At 69.6% G+C, this 22,403-nt stretch carries 11 protein-coding genes; 5 read left to right on the top strand and 6 right to left on the bottom strand.

Annotated elements, in window-relative coordinates; translation table 11 throughout:
• Positions 1 to 15 precede the first annotated feature (15 nt).
• Complete coding sequence (locus ACQZ13_RS15930) at positions 16 to 9,471, bottom strand: hypothetical protein (protein WP_431046050.1); 9,456 nt, start codon at positions 9,469 to 9,471, stop codon at positions 16 to 18.
• A 580-nt stretch (positions 9,472 to 10,051) separates the two neighbouring features.
• Between ACQZ13_RS15930 and ACQZ13_RS15925 the strand changes: the two genes are divergently transcribed.
• Complete coding sequence (locus tag ACQZ13_RS15925) at positions 10,052 to 10,576, top strand: VOC family protein (RefSeq protein WP_431046048.1); 525 nt, start codon at positions 10,052 to 10,054, stop codon at positions 10,574 to 10,576.
• An 11-nt stretch (positions 10,577 to 10,587) separates the two neighbouring features.
• Here ACQZ13_RS15925 and ACQZ13_RS15920 read toward each other — a convergent pair whose 3' ends face one another.
• From ACQZ13_RS15920 to ACQZ13_RS15910, 3 genes are all read right to left on the bottom strand, one after another.
• Complete coding sequence (locus ACQZ13_RS15920) at positions 10,588 to 11,340, bottom strand: DUF6928 family protein (protein ID WP_431046046.1); 753 nt, start codon at positions 11,338 to 11,340, stop codon at positions 10,588 to 10,590.
• A gap of 95 nt (positions 11,341 to 11,435) precedes the next feature.
• Positions 11,436 to 12,377, bottom strand: a complete 942-nt coding sequence (locus ACQZ13_RS15915; RefSeq protein WP_431046044.1) for an alpha/beta hydrolase — start codon at positions 12,375 to 12,377, stop codon at positions 11,436 to 11,438.
• A gap of 106 nt (positions 12,378 to 12,483) precedes the next feature.
• Positions 12,484 to 12,918, bottom strand: coding sequence for a response regulator (locus ACQZ13_RS15910; protein ID WP_088404349.1), 435 nt, complete (start codon positions 12,916 to 12,918; stop codon positions 12,484 to 12,486).
• A 103-nt stretch (positions 12,919 to 13,021) separates the two neighbouring features.
• On the opposite strand from ACQZ13_RS15910, the gene ACQZ13_RS15905 reads away from it, so the two are divergent.
• Both ACQZ13_RS15905 and ACQZ13_RS15900 read left to right on the top strand, forming a co-directional pair.
• Positions 13,022 to 13,816: an inositol monophosphatase family protein gene (locus ACQZ13_RS15905; protein WP_431046042.1), complete on the top strand. Its 795-nt coding sequence runs from the start codon at positions 13,022 to 13,024 to the stop codon at positions 13,814 to 13,816.
• Between the two features lie 32 nt (positions 13,817 to 13,848).
• Positions 13,849 to 15,264 (top strand): MFS transporter, encoded by a 1,416-nt coding sequence (locus tag ACQZ13_RS15900; protein ID WP_431046040.1) that lies wholly within the window; start codon positions 13,849 to 13,851, stop codon positions 15,262 to 15,264.
• A 95-nt stretch (positions 15,265 to 15,359) separates the two neighbouring features.
• On the opposite strand, the gene ACQZ13_RS15895 is transcribed toward ACQZ13_RS15900, so the two are convergent.
• Both ACQZ13_RS15895 and ACQZ13_RS15890 read right to left on the bottom strand, forming a co-directional pair.
• On the bottom strand, positions 15,360 to 16,289 hold the full coding sequence (locus ACQZ13_RS15895) for a glucosamine inositolphosphorylceramide transferase family protein (RefSeq protein ID WP_431046038.1): 930 nt from the start codon (positions 16,287 to 16,289) through the stop codon (positions 15,360 to 15,362).
• Between the two features lie 31 nt (positions 16,290 to 16,320).
• Positions 16,321 to 17,385 carry a glycosyltransferase gene (locus tag ACQZ13_RS15890; protein WP_431046036.1) on the bottom strand — a complete coding sequence of 355 codons (1,065 nt, stop codon included), beginning with the start codon at positions 17,383 to 17,385 and terminating at the stop codon, positions 16,321 to 16,323.
• Between the two features lie 413 nt (positions 17,386 to 17,798).
• Here ACQZ13_RS15890 and ACQZ13_RS15885 point away from each other — a divergent pair, with 413 nt between their 5' ends.
• Together ACQZ13_RS15885 and ACQZ13_RS15880 are read left to right on the top strand one after the other, a co-directional pair.
• Positions 17,799 to 19,058: an efflux RND transporter periplasmic adaptor subunit gene (locus tag ACQZ13_RS15885; protein ID WP_431046034.1), complete on the top strand. Its 1,260-nt coding sequence runs from the start codon at positions 17,799 to 17,801 to the stop codon at positions 19,056 to 19,058.
• A gap of 20 nt (positions 19,059 to 19,078) precedes the next feature.
• Positions 19,079 to 22,312, top strand: a complete 3,234-nt coding sequence (locus ACQZ13_RS15880) for an efflux RND transporter permease subunit (RefSeq protein WP_431046032.1) — start codon at positions 19,079 to 19,081, stop codon at positions 22,310 to 22,312.
• Positions 22,313 to 22,403: the final 91 nt, after the last annotated feature.

Below are 22,403 nucleotides of genomic sequence, written 5' to 3'. Positions count from 1 at the left end.
GTCCGGTGCTGCCGCTTAGATCAGCGGGACAGCGCCGTTCTGGTCGTCGTCATGCAGCTTCTTGTAAGCCGCGCTCATGACGTCGTGGTTCACCGTGTCGGTGGCCGCGACGGTGGTCGCCGCCGTGACCGCCGTCGCGGTGGCGGCCGTGCCGCCGCCGAGCAGGTTGGCTTCCGGCTGGGCGAGCAGGTCGCCCAACTGCGGCGCGGCTTCCCGCGTCGTGCCGTGGACCTGCTGGGTCGCGCCGTCCTTGGCGAACCACACGTCCGACATCTCGTGCGTCGTGCCGTCCGCCTTGGTGTAGCTCGACACCAGGCCGATCAGGTTGCCGTTGTCGACGTCGGTGCCCTTGGTCGCGTTCAGGTTCAGGTCGGTGATGCCGAGCTGGGCCAGCGAGTGCAGTTCGCCCGCGTCGGTCTTGCCGTCGTGGTTGGCGTCCACCCAGACCTGCAGCTTGCTGAAGTCCACGTCCTTGGCGTTGATGTGGCCGTCATGGTTCGTGTCCAGCGAGGCCAGGGCGGCGAAGCCGTCCAGACCCTTGCGGCGGTTGACCTCGGTGCCGGAGCCGAAGAGCTCCGCGCCGCTGTCGATCGTGCCGTTGCCGTTGCGATCCATCACCAGCAGACCGTCGTTGCCGCCGACCCAGCCCCACTTGTCGTTGTGGCCGGTGCCGTTCAGGTCGAAGTTCACGCCGTTCTGCGCCGACAGGGTCTGGACGCCGTTGCCGTCCAGATCCAGCACGATCGGGGTGGCCAGGAAGTGGGCGTTGATCTGCTCGTTGCTCCAGCCCGCCTTCTGGTCGGAGGTCATCGCCAGCACCTGGTCCATGCTCATGCCGGCCAGATCCTGCGTGTCCCAGCCGATGAACTGGTCGGAGGTCATCGCCACGATCTGGTCCGTCGACAGGCCCAGGATCTGGGTGGACGTCAGCGCGTGGATGTCGCCGGAGTCCAGGGCCAGGATCTGTTCCGTCGTGAACGAGTGGAACTGCGCCGAGGTCAGGGTGCCGAAGTGCGTGCTGGTCAGCGCGCCGATGTCGTCCGTGGTCAGGGCGGCGATCTGGTCCGTGCCCAGCGCGCGCAGTTGCGCGGTGCTGAATTCATGGACCTGCTCGCTGCTCAGGGCCGCGATCTGGTCGGTGTTGAACGCGTGGATGGCCGCGGTGCTCAGCGCATGGATGCCGGCGGTGGTGATCGACGCGATGTCGGCGGTTTCAATGCCGGCCACCTGCGTCGCGCCCACGGCGCTCCACTGCTGCGAGGTCAGGGCGTGGATCTGATCCGAGGTGAAGGCCTCGAAGTCCGCCGAGCCGAAGGCCACCATGTTCGCGCTGCTGATCGCCGCCAGGTCGCCCGAGTCGATCGCCTGGACCTGGTCGGTCGTGAAGGCGTGCAACTGGGCCGAGGTCATGGCCACGATCTGCTGCGAGGTCAGCGCCTGCACGTCGTCGGTGGCCATCTGGCTCACCTGCAGCGTGCTCAGCGCGCCGACCTGCTGCGTCGTCAGCGCGGCGATCTGGTTGCTGTCCAGCGCCGCCAGTTGCGCGCTGTCCAGCGAGCGGATGGCCGCCGTGCTCAGGCTGCGCAGATCGGCCGTCTCGAAGGCCAGCATCTGGTCGGTCGTCAGACCGTCGACCTGCGCCGAGCTCAGGGCCGCGGCCTGCGTCGAGCTCAGCGCGACGATCGCGTCCGTGCTCAGCGCGCCGATCTGGGCCGAGCCGAAGGCCTGCAGCTGCGTGGAGGTCAACGCGGCGACGTCTTCCGTCGTCATCGTCGAGATCTGCGCGGTCGTCAGGGCCTGCAGCTGGGCGTTGCCCAGCGCGCGGATCTGGCCGCTGGTCAGCGCGTTCAGGTCGTCGCTGGTCAGGTTGGCGATCTGCACCGTCGTCAGCGACGCGACCTGCACCGAGGTCAGCGCGGCGATCTGGTTGCTGTCCAGCGCTTCGATCTGGTCCGTGCCGAGGGCGCGCAGGGCGACCGTCGACAGCGAACGCAGGTCGCCGGTTTCCATCGCGGCCATCTGGTCCGTCGTCAGGCCCTTGACCTGCGCCGAGGACAGCGCGGCCACCTGGACCGAGGTCAGCGCGACCACCGAGTCGGTGCTCAGCGCGCCGATCTGGGCCGAGCTGAGCGCCTGGACCTGCTGCGAGCTCAGGGCGGCGACGTCGTTGCTCTCCATCGTCGAGACCTGCGTCGTCGTCAGCGCGGCGACCTGCTGGGTCGTCAGCGCCTTGATCTGGCCGCTGGTGAGGGCGTTCAGATCGTCCGAGGTCAGGTTGCTCACCTGGGCCGTCGTCAGCGCGGCGACCTGCTGCGTCGTCAGCGAGGCGACCTGGTCGGAACCGAGGGCCGCGAGCTGGTCGCTGGTCAGCGCGCGCAGCGCCACCGTCGACAGGGCCTTCAGGTCACCGGATTCGATCGCACCGATCTGGTCCGTCGTCAGGCCGGCGACCTGCTTGCTGGTCAGCGCGGCGACCTGCAGCGAGCTCAGCGCCACGACCGCTTCGGTCGTCAGGGCGCCGATCTGGTCGGAGCTCAGCGCGGCGACCTGGTTGGTCGCCAGCGCGGCGACGTCCGCGGTTTCCATCGTCGAGACCTGCGCGGTCGTCAGGGCGGCCACCTGGGCGGTGCTCAGCGCCTTGATCTGCGCGCTGGTCAGGGCGTTCAGGTCGTCGGAAGTCAGGTTGCTCACCTGGCCGGTCGTCAGCGCGGCGACCTGCTGGGTCGTCAGCGCGGCGATCTGGTTGCTGTCGAGCGCTTCCAGTTCCGCCGAGGTCAGCGACGCCACCTGACCCGTGGTCAGGGCGCGCAGCTGGCCGGTGGTCAGCGCGGCGAAGTCGTCGGTGGCGAACTGGCTGATCTGGCCGGTCGTCAGCGAAGCCACCTGGGCGGTGGTCAGCGCCTCGACCTGGTCGGAGCTCAGGGCCTGCAGCTGATCGCTGGTCAGGGCGCGCAGGGCGACCGTGGACAGCGACTTCAGATCGGCGCTTTCGATCGCGGCCATCTGGTCGGTCGTGAGACCGGCGACCTGCTTGCTGGTCAGCGCGGCGACCTGGCCCGAGGTCAGGGCGACGATCGAATCGGTGCTCAGCGCGCCGACCTGGGCCGAGCTCAGCGCGGCGACCTGGTTGGTGTTCAGCGCCTGCACGTCGGCGGACTCCATCGCGGCGACCTGGGCGGTCGTCAGCGCGGCGACCTGCTGGGTCGACAGGGCCTTGATCTGGCCGCTGGTGAGAGCGTTCAAATCGTCGGACGTCAGGTTGCTGACCTGACCGGTCGTCAGCGCGGCGACCTGCTGGGTCGTCAGCGCGGCGATCTGGTCGGAGCCCAGCGCTTCCAGCTGGGCCGAGGTCAGCGCCTGCAGGGCGTTGGTCGACAGGGACTTCAGGTCAGCCGTTTCGATGGCGGCCATCTGGTCCGTCGTCAGGCCGGCGACCTGCTTGCTGTTCAGCGCGGCGACCTGGCCGGAGCTCAGGGCGACGATCGCTTCGGTGCTGAGCGCGCCGACTTGCGCCGAGCTCAGCGCGGCGACCTGCTGCGAGTTCAGCGCGGCGACGTCGTCGCTGGTCATGGTCGAGACCTGGCCGGTCGTCAGCGAGGCGACCTGCTGGGTCGACAGCGCCTTGATCTGGCCGCTGGTCAGCGCGTTCAGGTCGTCGGAGGACAGGTTGCTGACCTGCGCGGTCGACAGCGCGGCGACCTGGGCGGTCGTCAGCGCGGCGATCTGGTCGGAACCCAGCGCGTCGAGCTGATCGGTGCCCAGCGCGCGCAGCGCCGTGGTCGACAGGGCCTTCAGGTCACCCGTCTCGATGGCGGCCATCTGGTCGGTCGTCAGGCCGGCGACCTGCTTGCTGGTCAGCGCGGCGACCTGCGCCGAGCCCAGGGCGACGATCGCCTCGGTGCTCAGGGCGCCGACCTGGGCCGAGCCCAGGGCCTGCACCTGCGCGGTGGTCAGCGCGGCGACGTCTTCGCTGGTCATCGTGGAGACCTGCGCCGTCGACAGCGCGGCGACCTGCTGGGTCGACAGCGCCTTGATCTGGCCGCTCGTGAGGGCGTTCAGGTCGTCGGAGGACAGGTTGCCGACCTGGGCGGTCGTCAGCGCGGCGACCTGCACGGTCGTCAGCGCGGCGATCTGATCGGAACCCAGGGCGTCGAGCTGGTCCGTGCCCAGGGCACGCAGCGCGACGGTGGACAGCGACTTCAGGTCGCCCGTCTCGATCGCGGCGATCTGGTCGGTGGTCAGGCCGGCGACCTGCTTGGTCGTCAGCGCGGCGACCTGCGTGGAGGTCAGGGCGACGATGGCTTCCGTGCTCAGCGCGCCGACTTGCGACGAGCTCAGCGCGGCGATCTGGTTGGTCGCCAGGGCGGCGACGTCCGCGGACTCCATCGTGTTGATCTGGCCCGTCGTCAGCGCGGCGACCTGCTGGGTCGTGAGCGCCTTGATCTGGCCGCTGGTCAGGGCGTTCAGGTCGTCCGAGGACAGGTTGCTGACCTGGCCGGTCGTCAGGGCGGCGACCTGCTGGGTCGTCAGCGCGGCGACCTGGTCGCTGCCGAGCGCATCCAGCTGGGCGGTGCCGAGCGCGGCGATCTGGGCGGTGCCCAGGGCGCGCAGCTGGCCGGAGGTGAAGGCGCCGAAATCGTCCGTCGCGAGCTGGCTGACCTGGCCGGTCGTCAGCGCGGCGACCTGGGTGGTCGTCAGCGCCTGGACCTGGTCGGTCGACAGGGCCTGCAGCTGGTCGCTGGTCAGCGCGCGCAGGGCGGTGGAGGACAGCGAGCGCAGATCAGCCGTCTCGATCGCGGCCATCTGGTCGGTCGTCAGGCCGGCGACCTGCTTGCTGGTCAGCGCGGCGACCTGGCCCGAGGTCAGGGCGACGATCGAGTCGGTGCTCAGCGCGCCGACCTGTGCCGAGCTCAGCGCGGCCACCTGGTTGGTGTTCAGCGCCTGGACGTCGGCCGATTCCATCGTGGAGACCTGGGCGGTCGACAGCGCGGCGATCTGCTGCGTCGACAGGGCCTTGATCTGGCCGCTGGTCAGCGCGTTCAGGTCGTCCGAGGTCAGGTTGTTCACCTGGCCGGTCGTCAGCGCGGCGACCTGCTGGGTCGACAGCGCGGCGATCTGGTTGCTGTCGAGCGCTTCCAGCTGGGCGGCCGTCAGCGACTGCAGCGCGTTGGTGGCCATCGCCTTCAGGTCGCCCGATTCGAGGGCGGCCATCTGGTCGGTGGTCAGGCCCGCGACCTGCTTGCTGTTCAGTGCGGCGACCTGCTGCGAGGTCAGCGCGACGACGGAGTCGGTGCTCAGCGCGCCGAGCTGGGCCGAGCCGAGGGCGGCGACCTGCTGGGTCGTCAGCGCCTGGACGTCGGCGGATTCCATCGTGTTGACCTGCGCGGTGGTCAGCGCGGCGACCTGGGCGGTGCCCAGGGCCTTGATCTGCGCGCTGTTCAGCGCGTTCAGGTCATCGCTGGCCAGGCCGGCGACCTGGGCGGTCGTCAGGGCGGCCACTTGCACGGTGTTCAGCGCGGCGACCTGGTCGGAACCCAGCGCGTTCAGCTGGTCGGTGGTCAGGGCGCGCAGCGCGGTGGTGCTCAGCGCACGCAGGTCGCCGGTCTCGATGGCGGCCATCTGGTCGGTGGTCAGGCCGGCGACCTGCTTGGTCGTCAGCGCGCCCACCTGCACGGAGCTCAGGGCGACGATCGCGTCGGTGCTCAGTGCGCCGATCTGGGCCGAGCCCAGCGACTGCAGCTGCGCGGTAGTCAGCGCGGCGACGTCGTCGCTGGTCATGGTCGAGATCTGGCCGGTCGTCAGCGAGGCGACCTGCGCGGTCGACAGCGCCTTGATCTGGCCGCTCGTGAGGGCGTTCAGGTCGTCGGAGGTCAGGTTGCTGATCTGGCCGGTCGTCAGCGACGCGACCTGGACGGTCGTCAGCGCGGCGATCTGGTCGGAGCCCAGGGCCTCGATCTGGTCGGTGCCCAGCGCGCGCAGCGCGGCGGTGGACAGCGCCTTCACGTCACCCGTTTCCAGGGCGGCCATCTGGTCGGTGGTCAGGCCGGCGACCTGCTTGGTCGTCAGCGCGCCCACTTGCGCGGAGGTCAGGGCGGCGACGTTTTCCGTCGACAGCGCGCCGATCTGGGCCGAGCCCAACGCGGCGACCTGCTGGGTCGTCAGCGCCTGCACGTCGGCCGATTCCATGCCGTTGACCTGACCGGTCGTCAGCGCGGCGACCTGGGCGGTCGACAGCGCGCGGATCTGGGCCGAGCCCAGCGCGTTCAGGTCGTCCGTGGCCAAGGCCTGGATCTGCGCCGTCGTCAGCGAGGCGACCTGGGCGGTCGTCAGCGCGGCGATCTGGTCGGAGTTCAGGGCGTCGATCTGGGCGGTCGTCAGGGCGCGCAGCGCGTTGGTCGACAGCGCGCGGACGTCCACCGTCTCGATGGCGCCGACCTGGTCGGTGGTCAGGCCGCCGACCTGCTTGGTCGACAGCGGGGCGACTTGCTGCGAGCTCAGCGCGGCGATGTTCTCGGTCGAGAGCGCGCCGACCTGGTCGGAATTCAGCGCGGCGATCTGCTGCGTGGACAGCGCCTGGACGTCGCTGCTCTCCATCGTGGAGACCTGGGCCGTCGTCAGGGCGGCGACCTGCTGGGTCGACAGCGCCTTGATCTGGCCGCTCGTGAGGGCGTTCAGGTCGTCGGAGGTCAGGTTGGCGATCTGGGCGGTCGTCAGCGCGGCGACCTGCGCGGTCGTCAGCGCGGCGATCTGGTCGGAGCCCAGCGCGGCGATCTGGTCGGTGGTCAGCGCGCGGATGGCCGCGGTGCCCAACGCCTTCAGGTCGCCGGTTTCCATCGCGGCCATCTGGTCGGTCGTCAGGCCGGCAACCTGCTTGGTCGACAGCGCGGCGACCTGCGTGGAGGTCAGGGCGACGATGTTCTCGGTCGACAGGGCGCCGACCTGGTCGGAGCTCAGCGCCTGCACCTGGCCGCTGGTCAGCGCCTGCACGTCGGCGCTTTCCATCGTGTTGACCTGGGCGGTCGTCAGGGCGGCGACCTGGGCGGTGCCCAGGGCGCGGATCTGGGCCGAGCCCAGCGCGTTCAGGTCATCGCTGGTCAGGCCCTGGACCTGGCCGGTCGTCAGCGCGGCGACCTGCTGGGTCGTCAGCGCGCCGACCTGGGCGGAACCCAGCGCGTCGAACTGGTCGGTGGTCAGCGAGCGGATCGCGGCGGTGGACAGGGCGCGCAGGTCCTGCGTTTCCATCGCGGCCATCTGGTCGGTCGTGAGGCCGGCGATCTGCTTGGTCGACAGCGCGGCGACCTGCGACGAGCTCAGCGCGGCGATGTTCTCGGTCGAGAGCGCGCCGATCTGGGCCGAGCTCAGCGCGACCACCTGCTGGGTGGTCAGCGCCTGCACGTCGGCGCTTTCCATCGCGGACACCTGGGCGGTGGACAGCGCGGCGACCTGGGCGGTGCCCAGGGCGCGGATCTGGGCCGAGCCCAGCGCGTTCAGGTCGTCGCTGGACATCGCCTGGACCTGGCCGGTCGTCAGCGCGGCCACCTGGCCGGTCGTCAGGGCGCCGACCTGGTCGGAGTTCAGCGCGTCGAACTGTTCGGTGGTCAGCGAGCGGATCGCGGTCGTGGACATGGCGCGCAGGTCGCCGGTCTCGATGGCGGCGACCTGGTCGGTCGTCAGGCCGGCGATCTGCTTGGTCGACAGCGCGGCGACCTGCGAGGAGCTCAGCGCGGCGATGTTTTCAGTCGACAGCGCGCCGACCTGGGCCGAGCTCAGCGCCACGACCTGCTGCGTCGTCAGCGCCTGCACGTCGGCGGATTCCATCGTGTTGACCTGGCCGGTCGTCAGCGCGGCGACCTGGGCGGTGCCCAGGGCGCGGATCTGGCCCGAGCCCAGCGCGTTCAGGTCGTCGCTGGACATGGCCTGGACCTGGCCGGTCGTCAGGGCGGAGATCTGCTGGGTCGTCAGCGCGGCGACCTGGTCGGAATGCAGCGCGTCGAACTGGTCGGTCGTCAGCGAGCGGACCGCGGCGGTCGACAGGGCGCGCAGGTCCTGCGACTCGATGGCGGCCATCTGGTCGGTCGACAGACCGGCCAGCTGCTTGGAAGTCAGGGTCGCGAACTGGCCCGAGGTCAGCGCGACGATGGCGTCGGTGGACAGCGCGGCGATCTGGGCCGAGCTCAGCGCGGCGACCTGGCCGGTGGTGAAGGCCTGGACGTCGGCGGACTCCATGCCCTGGACCTGGTCGGTGGACAGCGCGGCGATCTGGGCGGTGCCCAGGGCGCGGATCTGCGAGCTGTTCAGCGCGTTCAGTTCATCGGTGGACAGCACGGCGACCTGGCCGGTCGTCAGCGCGCCGATCTGGGTGCTGGTCAGCGCCGAGATCTGGTCCGAATTCAGCGCCTGGACCTGGTCGGTCGACAGGGCGCGGACGGTGGCGGTCGAGAGCGCCTTCATGTCGTCGGAGCTGATGGCCGCCATCTGGTCGGTCGTCAGGCCCTTGACCTGGGTGGAGCTCAGTGCGCCGATCTGGCCGGAGCTCATCGCCTCGATGGAGTCGGTGCTCAGCGCGCCGACCTGGGAGGAGCTCAGGGCGCGGACTTGCGCGGTCGTCAGCGCCTGCACGTCGGTGCTGTTGACGCCGGCCAGCTGGTCGGTGGTCAGCGCGGCGATCTGCTGCGTGGTGATGGCGCGGATCTGGTTGGTGTCCAGGGCGGCGATTTCATCGCTGGCCAGCTGGCGGATCTGCTGCGTGGACAGCGCGCCGATCTGGGCGGTCGTCAACGCGGCGATCTGGTCGGAATTCAGTGCGGCGATCTGGTCGGTGCCCAGCGCGCGGACGGCGGCGGTGCTCAGCGCGTGGACGGCGTCCGAGGTCAGCGCGGCGGCCTGGTCGGAGGTCAGCGCGGCGGTCTGCGTGCTGCTCAGCGCGGCGGCCTGGCCGGTGCCCAACGCGGCGACGCCCTCGGTGGAGAGGGCGTGGACCTGCTGCGAGCTCAGCGACTTGATCTGGTTGGTGGTCAGCGCCTGGAGGTCGTCCGACGCCATGGCGCCGATCAGGCTGGTGGAGATGGCGGCCACCTGCTGCGTGCTCAGCGCGCGGATCTGGTCGGAGGCCAGGGCGTTCAGGTCGTCCGATTCCAGGTTGCGGACCTGGCTGGTGGTCATCGCGCCGACCTGCTTGGTGGTCATCGCGCCGAACTGGTCGGAACCCAGCGCATTCAGCTGCGTGCTGGTGAAGGTCTGCACCGCGGCGGTGGACAGCGCGCGCAGGTCATCGGACTCGATGGCGGCGATGTTGGTCGTCGTGAACAGCGAGACGGCCTTGGTGCCGAGCGTCGCGAACTGCGAGGTCGTCAGCGCCTGGAACTGCTCGGTGGTGAACGCGGCCCAGTCTTCGCTGGTCAGGCGCGCCAGGGTCGTCGACGTGAGGGCGGCGATCTGGTCGGTCGTCAGGTTGGTAATCAGCGATGCCATCTTGGAACTCCGTGAACCTATGGGGGCGGATGCGCCCATAGGCGCGAGGTGGATTTGGGTCAGCTTGTTGTTGGCGGGCAGCCGAACTTCCGGATGCCGTCAGTCGGTTTTCGGACGCCGATTGACAAACTTGAGCTAGCCCGGAAATGTTATTGGCGGCGCGCTTAACGTGAACGGAACAAAAGGACCCGGAGTCGGCCTCAGTTCACGGTTACAGAAGCGGCGTAAAGCCCGCGAACGCGGGGGAGGAGATGCTTGCCTCGGCAAGGGATTCCGGCGGCGTCACCGAACGATCGTTCGCTTGTCACGCGGCGGACATCCAATGGTGATCGGCACTTACGTGAGATCCTGAAGGTCGATCGGCGCCGGAGGGTCGATGGGCGAACGCCGTGGCGGCACTTCCGAGGCCTGCAACACGATGTAAACCGTGTGAACGAAGACCAGATACCCGGTGACCGCGACCGGGCTTGGCGCGGGGCGGGGTGTGTCGATCGTGATAAGTTCACGGGTTTTGGACGGGCCGCCGCCGCTCAGTATGGAGGGCTGAATCCCTTCTATTAGTTATTGACGGCTCATTAATATGACGACGAACGCTCCCAGGCCCTATCGGATCCTCGGCATCCAGCAGATCGCGATCGGCGGTACGGACAAGTCGGCGCTGCGACGGCTGTGGGTGGACGTGCTGGGATTGCAGGTCGTCGGCCGTTTTGTTTCCGAGGCGGAGAACGTCGACGAGGACATCTGCGCGATCGGCGACGGTCCGGCGCGGGTCGAAGTCGACTTGATGCAGCCGCTGGATCCGGAGAAGAAGCCGGCGGTCCATGCGACGCCGCTGAATCACGTCGGGCTGTGGGTGGACGACCTGCCCAAGGCGGTCGACTGGATGGTCGCCCACGGCGTGCGCCTGGCGCCCGGCGGGATCCGCAAGGGCGCGGCGGGCCACGACATCTGCTTCATCCACCCCAAGGCCAGCGACGAGTTCCCGATCGGCGGGGAGGGCGTGCTGATCGAGCTGGTGCAGGCGCCGCCGGAAGTCGTGAACGCCCTGGGCGGCTCCGTTGGACGGAGCGGTTCAGACGGGCCGGGCGACGCCAGCGACGCCTGAACCCGGTCGGCTCACCAGAACTTCCACCAGGGGGCGGACGGCTCCGGTTCTTCGGCGGCCGCCTTGCGTCGCATGCCGGAGCGCTGGAAGTGCAGCAGCGGGATGGAGAACGGATCGACGCTCGCCTCGCCGCCGCCTTCGAGCTGATAGCCGAACCGGGCGAGCAGGACCGCCTCCCCGAGTTCCAGCGGATGGAAGGGCAAAGGGTAGGCGTCCTCGCCGTCGCCTGGGCCTGCGCCGCCGCCGTCATCGGCTTTGGCCTCGCCCCTGGCGGCGTCCGTCTGGCCCGACGTCCCGCCGACGGGCACGCGATGCGGTTCCGCCCAGAACGGGGCCTCGAAGGGCAGCGGCTCGCCGATGTCCTCCAGGATGCCGCTGTCGGGCGCCAGGCTCAGGGAACGGATGAGCCGGCCGTCCTCCCAGACGGCGAAGGCGAACCAGTCGACCACGCTGTGCATCGCGTGCAGGGTGATCCGGCGCTTGCCGGCGATGTCGAGGAAGCGGCCCGGCAGCTGCGAGGGATGATCGACGGCGAACTCGCTGGCCGCGATGACGCTGACGCCGGGGAAGCACCCGACGAACATGAGCGGGTCGGGCGGATTGGTGTAGCTCAGGTCGCCTTCGCCGATCAGCTCGAGCGTCTCGCCCGGGAAGAGCTGCTCGGCCAGCGCGCGCGACGCGTCGCGGTCCAGCGCGGGCCGCGCCTGCAGCGCCGCGCGGGCGTCGTCGTCCGCGATGACCAGCATCCAAGTCTTGGCCCCCATGCGCCATCCTCCGCGTTCAGTGGCGAGGATGGTAATCGCCCCGGGCCTCGCTCAGGCCTCGCTCAGGCCTTGCTCAGGCCTTCCTCCGGCCTTGCTCAGGCCTCGTACGGCCCCTTGCCCGGCAGCGCCCAGAGCAGGCCGAGCGTGGCGCCCGCCGGTGCCACGGTGAGGTGGTCCTCGCCCGCCAGCACGCGGGTCTCGATGCGCAGGGACTTGTAGCGGCGGCTGCGCAGCAGGGTGTCGAAGCGGCGTGCGTCGGCGACCAGGTCGCCGTCCTTGTTGAAGCGCGGTCCCGGCGCGACGGCCTCGTAGGCGCCCACGTACTGGAAGATCCGCGCGGCGAGGTCGGTATGCTGCTTCGCGTAGGCGGCCTCGCGTTCGAACATCAGGCGATGGTCGAACCAGAACGACGGGCTGCCGAGGATGTAGTGGCTGAAGAGCGCCGGGTTGGCGAACAGGACCTGCGCCGCGAACAGCGCGCCGTAGGAGTGCCCGAGCAGCACGCGGCGGTCGGGCGCGATTCGGTACCGCTCGGAGATCGCCGGGATCGCGACCTCGGCCAGATATTTCAGGTAGGCCGGCCCCTCGCCGTAACGCGGCGCGCCGTAGCGGTCGGCGGGGCGACCGGGCCTCATGCGGGGATCGCTCGGCGTGTAGTCGCGCGAGCGCATGTCGACCGCGGATTCGTCCTGCGGTCCCGCCAGCCCGATGACGGCGAAGTCGGCCAGGTTGCGCCCCTGCTGGCCGACGCGGTTGCGCAGCGCCCGCACGAGCGGGAAGGCGTACGGCGCGTCGGTCACGAACACGGCGGGCCGGAGACCGGCGGACGCGGATGCCGACGTAGAAGCATTCGGCGGCAGGTCGACCCAGACCTCGTAGCGCCGGCCGGTGACCGGATCGGGCAGCGGATGGACGAAGGTGCCGGGGAGGGCGTAGGGCCCGGTGGCGTCCGGCAGCGCGGGCGCAGAGACGGACCGGGCGGTCGGCGTCAGCAGCGAGCCCAGCGCCGCGGTGAGGAGGTGCCGGCGGTCGATCATGCGAGGAAGCGGGAGTGGCGGAGGGCCGCGAGTGTCCCGCGACCGGGCCGGGTCGCGCGCCCGGCTCGCCGTTACGGGGGTTACGGGGGTGACGGCGCCGTCGTCCTCAATCGACCAGGATGTTCCGGTTCTTCAGCGTCAGATGGATCTTGTCGCCGACCGTGTCCTTGTTGAAGGGCTTGACGATGTAGCCGGTCGCGCCGAGCTGGGCGGCGCGGATGATGTCTTCCTTGCGGCCCTCGGCGGTGACCAGCAGCACCGGGACCTTGCGCAGCGGATCGGACTCCGGCCTGGCGCGCAGGGCTTCGAGGAACTGGAAGCCGTTCATCACCGGCATGTTCACGTCGCTGAGGACGAAGTGGACCGGCTCGCCGGATTCGGCGGAGATCTCGAGCTGGCGCAGCGCGGCCTTGCCGTCCTCGGCTTCGAGGATCTTCTTGAAGCCGAGTTCCCGGAGCAGCCCGGAGATGATGCGGCGCATGGTCGAGAAATCGTCGACCACCAGGAAACAGAATTCTTCGCGTTTGATCGTCGTGACCATGTGCAACCCCTTCAGGGGTGGAATCCTAGCGCGGGCGGGCGCCGGCGTATGCGTCGAAAAGGGGCTCGCTTCGGGGTCATCGCGCTGCGGGTAGCATGACCGGATGAGCTCCACAACGCCTGACCCCGTCGCCGCGCTGCTGCGCCATGCCGCCGCCACCTGGATCGCGCCGCGCTTCCGCCACCTGGCGGACGACGAGGTGATGGAAAAGGCCCCGGGGGAATGGGTCACCACCGTGGACCGCGACGTCGAAGCCTTCCTGACGCCCGAGCTGCGCGCGCTGGTGCCGGGCTCGCGTGTCGTCGGCGAAGAACAATGCGCGGAGACGCCGGAGCTGCTCGACCAGCTCGACGAAGGCGCCGTGTGGCTGGTGGATCCGCTGGACGGCACCTTCAACTTCATCTCCGGACGCGAGCCGCTGTCGTCCATGGTGGCGCTGCTGGAAGACGGCGTGACGGTGGGGGCGTGGATGCTCAACCCGATCTCGGGCGTGCTCCATCACGCGCGGCGCGGGCAGGGCGCCTGGCGGGAGTCCGAACGTCTGCACGCAGCCTCCGGCCCCGGGCTCGAACGCGCGGTCGTCAAGACGCGCTTCCTGCCGCAAGAACACCAGGACCGCGTCGCCACCTGGCAAGGCGTCGAGATCCTGCCCGGACTCAACTGCGCCGGCGCTGAGTACCCCGCACTCGCTGAAGGCGCGTTCGACGCCACGCTCTACTGGCGCAAACTCGCCTGGGATCACGCGCCGGGCACCCTGTTCATCACCGAAGCGGGTGGCTTTGCCGCGCGGCTCGACGGCACACCGTACCGCGCCGGAGACCGGCAGCCGGGGTTGCTGGCGGCGCGCAGCCGGGAAGTCTGGGAAGAAGCAGCCGCCGCCTGGAAGAAGAAGCCGTAAGTCCGGAACGCCGATTGCCGCCTTCGCCGTCGATGACGGCTTCCCTCGATATCGCACGCCGGCTCGATCGGCTGCCCTGGTCGCGCTGGCATTGGCGCGTGGTGCTCGCCCTGGGCGTGGCCTGGGTCCTCGACGGCCTCGAGGTGACCCTCGTGGGTTCGGTCGGGGCCGTGCTGGAAAGACCTGACACCCTCGGCCTGTCCGCCGTCCAGGTCGGCTGGTCCGGGTCGCTGTACCTCGCCGGCGCCATCGTCGGCGCCCTGGTGTTCGGGCGGATGTCGGACCGGCTCGGGCGCAAACGCCTGTTCCTGGCGACGCTCGCCATCTACGCGGTGGCCACGCTCGCGACCGCGTTCTCCACCGACTTCACGTTCTTCGCGTTGTGCCGCTTCATCACCGGGCTGGGCATAGGCGGAGAGTACGCGGCCATCAACTCCGCCATCGACGAACTCGTCCCGGCCCGCGTGCGCGGACGCGTGAACCTCGCCATCAACGGCAGCTTCTGGATAGGCGCCGCACTGGGCGCGGCCTCCAGCCTGCTGTTGCTGCATCCGGACGTGCTCGGTCCGGTGCAAGGCTGGCGGGTGGGCTTCGGAATGGGCGCGCTGCTGGCGGTCGGCATGGTGCTCGTGCGGCGCCACGTGCCGGAAAGCCCGCGCTGGCTGCTGCGCCACGGCCGCGTGGAGGAAGCCACCCGCATCCTCAATGCCATCGAGGCGGAAGTCGCCGCCCAGCACGGCCCGTTGCCGCCGCTCCCGCCGCAGCAGGCGACGGACGCGCGGGAGCAGCGCCCCGTGCCGACCCTGCGCGAGGTGCTGCACGTCCTGCTGCGCCGCTATCGCGTGCGCAGCGGCGTGGCGCTGTCGTTGATGCTGGCGCAGGCCTTCTTCTACAACGCGATCTTCTTCAGCTATGCGCTGGTGCTGACGCGCTTCTACGGCGTCGAAGACCATCGGGTGGCGCTCTACATCTTCCCGTTCGCGCTCGGCAACGTGCTGGGGCCGCTGCTGCTGGGGCCGCTGTTCGATCGGGTCGGCCGGCGCCGCATGATCGCGCTGACCTACGGCCTGGCCGGGGTGGGCCTTGCCGCCACCGGCGTGGCCTTCGTTGCGGAGGTGCTGGATGCGCGCTCGCAGGCGCTGTGCTGGTCGGCGGTGTTCTTCTTCGCCTCGGCGGCGGCCAGCTCCGCGTACCTGACGGTGAGCGAGGTGTTCCCGCTGGAGATGCGCGCGATGGCCATCGCGATCTTCTACGCGGTCGGCACCGGCGCAGGCGGCTTCGCGGCGCCGCTGCTGTTCGGCTGGCTGGTGGAGAGCGCCGACCGCGTCAACGTCGGGATCGGCTACGGCATCGGCGCGGTGCTGGTGATCGTGGCGGGCCTGCTCGCGCTGCGCTTCGGTGTCGATGCGGAGCGCAAGCCGCTCGAGGAGATCGCGCAGTCCCGCTGAACTGATCGGGGTCCGTCTCCCTCTCCCGCTTGCGGGAGAGGCCAGGGGTGAGGACCAGCGGCGGTGGACGTGCCGAGGTCTTCGAGGGCGGCGCGTCAGCGTTTCCCGAACCAGCGCCTGACGCGCCGCTTCCAGTCCAGCCATTGCCGATGGCGTGACCGGTCGATCCGCTTCACATCGATCAAGGTGACGTCGCCGCAGGCGGACATGGTGTGCAAGCCGCTGGCGAAGTCGCGATGCGCCAGGTCGCCGGTGAAGGTGGCCGGCAGCGCCTGGACCTCGACGGCCTCCGGCGACAACCGGGTGAAGCGCACCCATCGCGTCGCGCCGCCGTAGCCGTTGCGGCTGTCCTGGACCGGCAGGGTCACGAAGCCGTCCGCGCCGACGAAGGGCGTGCCGGCCGGCCGGGCGCCGTCGTGCGCGGACCTCACCGGATTGGCGCGGTGCGGCGTCCACGGGCCCTGCAGCGACGGCGCATGCGCGACGTGCAGTTCGCGCTGATCGCGCTTGTCCGGGCCGATGACCGCGTAGAACATCCACCAGGTCCCGTCGTGCCGCAGCAGCGAGGCGTCCACCGCGCGCACGCCCGGCAGCAGCGCGCAGACCCGCTCCCAGCGTTCCCAGCGCTCGGCGCCGTCCACCGCGCGGTAGAGCGCGACTTCCTCGGCCTGGCTGGACTCGGGGACCATCCAGACCTGACCCTCGTGCTCGAAGACGAAGGGATAGGAGAGGTGGAAGGGCGTCTGCAGCACCGGCCTGGGCGCGCTCCACGCGCCGTTGCTCAGGTCCAGGGTGAGGCGCTGCAGGTCGGCGCGCTTGGTGCGGTAGTCGAAGTTCTCGACGAACACATGCAGCGCGTCGCCCTCGCGGAGCGCGAAGGGATCGGCGTAGTAGCGCCAGTCGCCCGCCTCGGGCATCCAGACGATGCGGTCCCGCAGCTCGTGCAGCCGCTCGGGGCTGAGCAGATCGATGCGTTCGGGGACGACGCCGACGGTCCAGAAGTCGGACTTCGGGCGCTTAACCATGAGAGCGGGGCGTCGACATCAGCCGCGCCGTTCAACCGTGGCTCAGGCCGGCCAGGTCGTGCACCTGCGCGCCTTGGCGGGTCAGCACGTCCTGGTAGAGCGCCAGCGTGGCGCGCACCGCCGTCGAGCGGTCATAGCGACGCATGTCGTAGTCCACCGGGCGGCGGTTGTCGCGTTGCCGCTGCTCGATCGCGGCGGCGATCGCCCGACCCATCGCGGCCGCATCGTCGATCGGCACGATGGCCGATTGCGCCGGGTCCAGCATCTCGTTGGCGCCCAGCGTCGCGGTGGCCACGATCGGCAGGCGCGCGCGCATGGCTTCGAGGATGGCGAGCGGGAACTGCTCCTCGCGCGACGAGGACACGTACAGGTCCATCTCGCCGAGCAGCTCGTCCACGTTCCAGCGGAAGCCGAGCAGGTGGATGCGCTTGTCGTCGCCGCGCAGCGCCTCCAGCTCGGCGCGCTGCGGACCTTCGCCGATCAGCACCAGGTGGGCGTTCGCCGGCGCGTGCTGCTGGAAGGCCTGGATCAGCGTGTGCATGCCCTTGGCCGCGTGCAGCCGGCCGACGCAGCCGATCACCGGTGCGGCATGCGGGATGCCGAGCTCCATGCGCAGCGAGCCCGAAGGCGCCTTCGCCGCGCAGGACGCGGCGCTGCGTTCCGGGGCCCAGTTGTAGATGACGCGATGCATGCCGCCGAATTCCTTCAGGTGACCGACCTGCGCCGAATTGACGCACACCAGCGCGTCCATGCGCGCGTGGTGATGCGTCTTGTACCCCACATGCAGCGTGCCGACCCGTGCGCTCTCCCTCGCCGCTGCCACCGCCTTGCAGGCGGGGCCGAGGTGGCCGTGGACGATGTCCGCGCCCAGCCTGGCCGCCAGACGTCGCACGCGCGCCCCGCGCAGCACCGGCAGGCGCAGGCCGTGGAAGCTGACGCGCTGGTCCAGCGCGTGCCGGACCGCGGATCCCGCCGGTCCGATCACATGGACCGTGTGGCCCAGCGCCGCCTGGGCGTTGGCCAGATCGACGCAGTGGTGTTCACCACCGGCGATGCGAGACGAGAAGACCACATGGACGATGGAGAGTGCGCGCATGACGTCGAATCGGCAAAAAGGATAAATAACGTCCGGAGTCTATTTCTTAACATTCAGCAATAGAGCGGGATTTCCCCCGAGATCGTGGGATGTACGGTGCGTCAATAGCAAAGGTGTGCGCAATTCCATGGGCGACGTTGACGCCAGACGAACAATCGACCCGGACCGCCTGCAGGAAGTCATGGGGAATGGGGGTGTAGTGGCTACGGCGTCGAAGAAACTGCACGTAACCAAACCGGCAGCCACCTGACGGCGGGCGGCGGCGCGACGAAGCGCTGTTTCCCTGGGATGAACTGCAGGGGGTGACCATCTGCATGCAGGGTCATTGAAGTTAAGCTAGCGCGCCTTTTTGCGGCTTTCGCACGAAGGACACATCTTTACGCCACCTGCCACGTTCCCCCGGAGCCCGCTTCATGCTGCGTCTGTCGCTGATTGCCCTTGTCGTTGCGTCCCTGCTCGCCGGTTGCGGCAAGTCCTCTCCCGACAAGAAGGCATCGCCCGCGGCCGAGGCGGCCAGCGCCGCCAGCCTGCTGGTGTCCGCCGAGGACGTCCAGACGCTGGGCGTCAGCGCCTACGCGAGCGGTCCGGTGATCACCGGCTCGATCCAGCCGGAACGCCGCGCCGACCTGCGCGCGGAACTGCAGGCCATCGTGCTGCAGGTCTACAAGGAGAACGGCGAGCGCGTGAAGCGCGGCGACCTGCTGGTGCGCCTGGACGACACCGCCATCCGCGACACCGTCCAGTCGGCGGACGAATCCGCGCGGGCGGCCTCGCAGAGCTTCGAGCAGGCCGAGCGTCAATATCAGCGACTGAAGACGCTGCAGGCGCAGGGCATGAGTTCCATCCAGGCGATGGAAGACGCCGAGATCCGCCGCAACAACGCGCAGAGCGACCTGGTCGCCGCCCGCGCCCGCGTGGCCACGGCGCGCCAGCAGCAGCAGCGCACGGAGGTGCGCGCGCCCTTCGACGGCGTCGTCAGCGACCGCAAGGTCTCGCCGGGCGATTCGGCGCAGATCGGCAAGGAACTGATCAAGGTGATGGACCCGGCCTCGATGCGCTTCGAAGGCCTGGTCTCCGCGGACCGGATGTCCGAGCTCAAGCTTGCGCAGGTGGTGTACTTCCGCGTCAACGGCTATCCGCAGGTGGACTTCCAGGGCAAGGTGCGCCGCATCGCGCAGGCCGCCAACGCCAACACCCGTCAGGTCGAGGTGCTGGTGGACTTCGCGGGCGCCCAGCAGCCCGGCGTGGCCGGGCTCTATGCCGAAGGCCGCGTGCAGACCAACAGCGTCTCGGCGCTGATGGTGGCGGACAGCGCCCTCGTGCGCGAAGGCGACAAGTCCTTCGTCTGGCGCGTGGACGGCGGCAAGGTCGCCAAGACCCCCGTGAACCTGGGCGCGCGCGACGACCGCCAGGGCCTCTACGTGGTCACCAGCGGCGTGAAGCAGGGCGATCGCATCCTGCGCAGCCCGACCAGCACGCTGCTCGACGGTCAGCGCGTCGAGTTGAGCAAGACGGCCGTCAGCGCGGCCGGCACGCCCAGTCCGGCCAAGGGCCTGACGAGCACCACGGGTGCTCCCGCGGCCGGCTCGACGACCTCGGGTTCGACGACGTCCGGCTCGACCGCCGCGCCGCTGCCCGTGCTGCCGGTGGCCTCGGCCGCCTCGGCCCAGTGACGCGCACAGGAGCCTGAACCATGTTCCTCTCCAATTTCTCGGTCAAGAAGCCGATCGCGATGATCGTGATCATCATCGGCTTGATGGCCCTGGGGCTGCTGGCCCTGTCCAAGCTGCGCGTCAACGAGCGGCCCGACGTCGACCTGCCGCTGCTGGTGGTCAGCATCAGCTATCCCGGCGCGTCGCCGGAGACCTCCGAGCGCGAGATCGTCAACCGCATCGAGAAGTCGCTGCAGAGCATCTCCGGCGTGAACGAGGTGCGGTCGACCTCGGGCGAAGGCTCGGCCCAGCTGCTGCTGTTCTTCAACTTCGACAAGAACATGATCGAGGCGGCCGACGAGGTCCGCAACGCGATCGCGGCGGTCCGGCACAAGCTGCCGACCGAGATGCGCGAGCCGGTGCTGCAGCGCGTCGACCCGTCGGCGCAGCCCATCATGCAGCTGGCGCTGTCGTCCAGCAGCCAGTCGCACGCCGAGATCTCGCGGATGGCCGAGGACCAGTTCGCCGACCGCTTCCGCGCCATCCCGGGCGCGGCGACGGTGACGGTGAACGGCTCGCTCAAGCGCGAGCTGTCGGTGCTGCTGAACGCGCAGAAGCTGCGTGAGTTCAATGTCTCGGTGACCGAGGTCGTCAACGCGCTGCGCATGCAGAACACGACGGCGCCGGTGGGCAAGGTGCGCGGTCAGCTGGAGGACCAGAGCATCCGGCTGCTGGGCCGCATCGAGTCGCCGGCCGACTTCAACCAGATCGTGGTCAAGCGCTCGGGCAGCGAGCTGATCCGCCTGGGCCAGGTGGCCACGGTGCAGGACGGCTTTGCGGAGCAGACCGGCCTGTCGGTGCGCAACGGGCATCCGAACGTCGGCATCATGGTCACGCGCTCGCGCGACGCCTCGACGGTGAGCGTGGCCAAGGAGGTCCGCAAGCTGGTCGAGGAGATCGACAAGACGCTGCCCAAGGGCACCAAGCTCGAAGTCGTGCAGGACGGCGGACAGGACGCGCAGGACAGCCTGAACAACGTGATCCACGCGCTGGTGTTCGGCGCGGGGCTGACGATCTTCGTGGTCTACGTGTTCCTGAACTCCTGGCGCTCGACGATGATCACGGCGCTGTCGCTGCCGACGTCCGTGATCGCGGCCTTCATCGCGGTCTGGCTGTGCGGCTTCACGCTGAACTTCATGAGCCTGCTGGGCCTGTCGCTGGCGATCGGGGTGCTGATCGACGACGCGATCGTGGTGCGCGAGAACATCGTGCGCCACATGGAGCGCGGCGCCGACCGCCGCACCGCGGCGTTGAAAGGCACGGCCGAGATCGGCCTGGCCGTGGCGGCGACGACCTTCTCGATCGTGGCCGTGTTCATCCCGGTGGCCTTCATGCCGGGCGTGTCCGGCGAATGGTTCCGGCCGTTCGGGCTGACCGTGGTGGCCTCGGTGCTGGTGTCGCTGTTCATCTCGTTCACGCTGGACCCGATGCTGTCGGCGTTCTGGGGCGACCCCCCGGGGCACCATGAGGCGCCCAAGCGCGGCATCTCCAAGAAGCTGCAGACCTTCAACGAGTGGTTCGACCGCCAGGCCGACGGCTACGGTCACGTGATCGCCTGGGCGCTGCACCATCGCCGCTGGATGGCGGTGTTCGCGGTGCTGAGCTTCGCGCTGGCGATCTTCCTGCAGGTGCGCCTCGGCGGGACGAGCTTCCTCCCCGCGTCGGACTCCGGGACCATCGCCATCGAGGTCCGCACGCCGGCCTCGTCCAGCCTGGAGTACGCGCGGCTCAAGATGGGCGCCGCCTCCGCGCTGGCGCGCGAGATGCCCGAGACCGTGGCCACCAACGAGAGCGTGAACGCCAGCGGCGGGCGCGTCTATGTCGACCTGGGCAAGAGCACCAAGCGCAAGCGCAGCGCCGCCGAGATCGCCGCGGACCTGCGCACGCGCGTGGCGCGGCTGGTCGGGGCGGAGTACGTGGTGCTCGATGACCTGAACAACGGCGCGCAGAAGCCGGTGCAGATCCGGTTCTCGGGCGCGGACTCGCGCAAGCTGATGGAGATCACCACCGACTACATGGAGAAGCTGCGCCGCGTGCCGGGTGCGGTGGACGTGGGACTGTCGGAGCAGGACCCGCAGAACGAGCTGCAGATCGAGCTCAACCGCGGCCTGGCCAACACGCTGGGGATCTCGGTGGGCGACGCGGCGAATTCGCTGCGCGTGGCCTTCGCCGGCGTGGAAGTGGGGGACTGGATCGACCCGAGCAGCGAGACGCGCGACGTCGCGGTGCGGCTGGCGCCGGAAGACCGGGTCGACGCCAGCAACATCGAGCGCCTGCCGATCGCCGTGACCGGCGCCGGCGTGATGGTGCCGCTGGAGCAGATCGCCACGGTGACCATGGGCAAGGGTCCGGCCAAGATCCAGCACGCGGACGGCAAGCGGATGATCGCGGTGTCGGCGAACGCGCACGGCCGCTCGCCGGGCGAGGTCACCAGCGATGCGCTGAAGCTGGCCAAGTCGATCAACTTCCCGCCCGGTTACGGCATCGAGCTGGCGGGCGCGGCCAAGGACCAGCAGGAAGTGTTCAGCGCGATGGCGATCGCGCTGTTCTCCGGCATCGGCCTGATGTACCTGATCCTGGTGATGCAGTTCGGCAGCTTCACCGCGCCCATGGGCGTGATGCTGTCGCTGCCCCTGTCGCTGATCGGCGTGGTGGTGGCGCTGCTGCTGACCAAGGGCACGCTGAACCTGATGAGCTTCATCGGGATCATCATGCTGGCCGGCCTGGTGGCGAAGAACGCCATCCTGCTGCTGGACGCCGCGCGCCAGGAGGAGGCCGCCGGCGTGCCGCGCGAAGAGGCGCTGATGCATGCGGGCCGCAAGCGCTTCCGTCCGATCCTGATGACGACCTTCGCGCTGATCGCCGGCATGTTGCCGGTGGCGGTGGGCATCGGCGAGGGCGGCGAGTTCTACCGTCCGATGGCGGTGGCCATCATCGGCGGGACGATCACGTCGACCTTCCTGACGCTGCTGATGGTGCCCAGCTTCTACGACAGCATCGAGATGTTCCGCGACAAGCAGCGCGCGCGCGTCGCCAGGGCGGCGGACGGTTGGGGCAAGGCGGGGGCGATGGCCGTCAACCGGCTGATCGAGCTGGCGGTGATCCTGGGCTTCCTCACCGGGCTGATCTTCGTGTGGTGGCTGATCGCCGGGCTGATCAACCGCGGCCGCCCGGTCGCGCACCACGAAGCCGTGCTGGGCGCGGGCGACGACTGACGCATGATCCGGGCGACCCGGCGACGGGTTGACCGGGCACATGGAGCAAAGCGGAAGGGCGCCTCATCGAGGCGCCCTTCTTTCATTACGT

It is taken from the genome of Roseateles sp. L2-2 (assembly GCF_050613215.1).
GTDB lineage: Bacteria > Pseudomonadota > Gammaproteobacteria > Burkholderiales > Burkholderiaceae_C > Roseateles > Roseateles noduli.
Note: the sequence above shows the minus strand (reverse complement) of the source record. Positions and strands in the feature narration are given on the sequence as shown.

Coding starts and splice junctions, on each gene's coding strand:
- ACQZ13_RS15930 (WP_431046050.1), bottom strand. CDS start 9,471: ATGGCATCGCTGATTACCAACCTGACGACCGACCAGATCGCCGCCCTC.
- ACQZ13_RS15925 (WP_431046048.1), top strand. CDS start 10,052: ATGACGACGAACGCTCCCAGGCCCTATCGGATCCTCGGCATCCAGCAG.
- ACQZ13_RS15920 (WP_431046046.1), bottom strand. CDS start 11,340: ATGGGGGCCAAGACTTGGATGCTGGTCATCGCGGACGACGACGCCCGC.
- ACQZ13_RS15915 (WP_431046044.1), bottom strand. CDS start 12,377: ATGATCGACCGCCGGCACCTCCTCACCGCGGCGCTGGGCTCGCTGCTG.
- ACQZ13_RS15910 (WP_088404349.1), bottom strand. CDS start 12,918: ATGGTCACGACGATCAAACGCGAAGAATTCTGTTTCCTGGTGGTCGAC.
- ACQZ13_RS15905 (WP_431046042.1), top strand. CDS start 13,022: ATGAGCTCCACAACGCCTGACCCCGTCGCCGCGCTGCTGCGCCATGCC.
- ACQZ13_RS15900 (WP_431046040.1), top strand. CDS start 13,849: ATGACGGCTTCCCTCGATATCGCACGCCGGCTCGATCGGCTGCCCTGG.
- ACQZ13_RS15895 (WP_431046038.1), bottom strand. CDS start 16,289: ATGGTTAAGCGCCCGAAGTCCGACTTCTGGACCGTCGGCGTCGTCCCC.
- ACQZ13_RS15890 (WP_431046036.1), bottom strand. CDS start 17,385: ATGCGCGCACTCTCCATCGTCCATGTGGTCTTCTCGTCTCGCATCGCC.
- ACQZ13_RS15885 (WP_431046034.1), top strand. CDS start 17,799: ATGCTGCGTCTGTCGCTGATTGCCCTTGTCGTTGCGTCCCTGCTCGCC.
- ACQZ13_RS15880 (WP_431046032.1), top strand. CDS start 19,079: ATGTTCCTCTCCAATTTCTCGGTCAAGAAGCCGATCGCGATGATCGTG.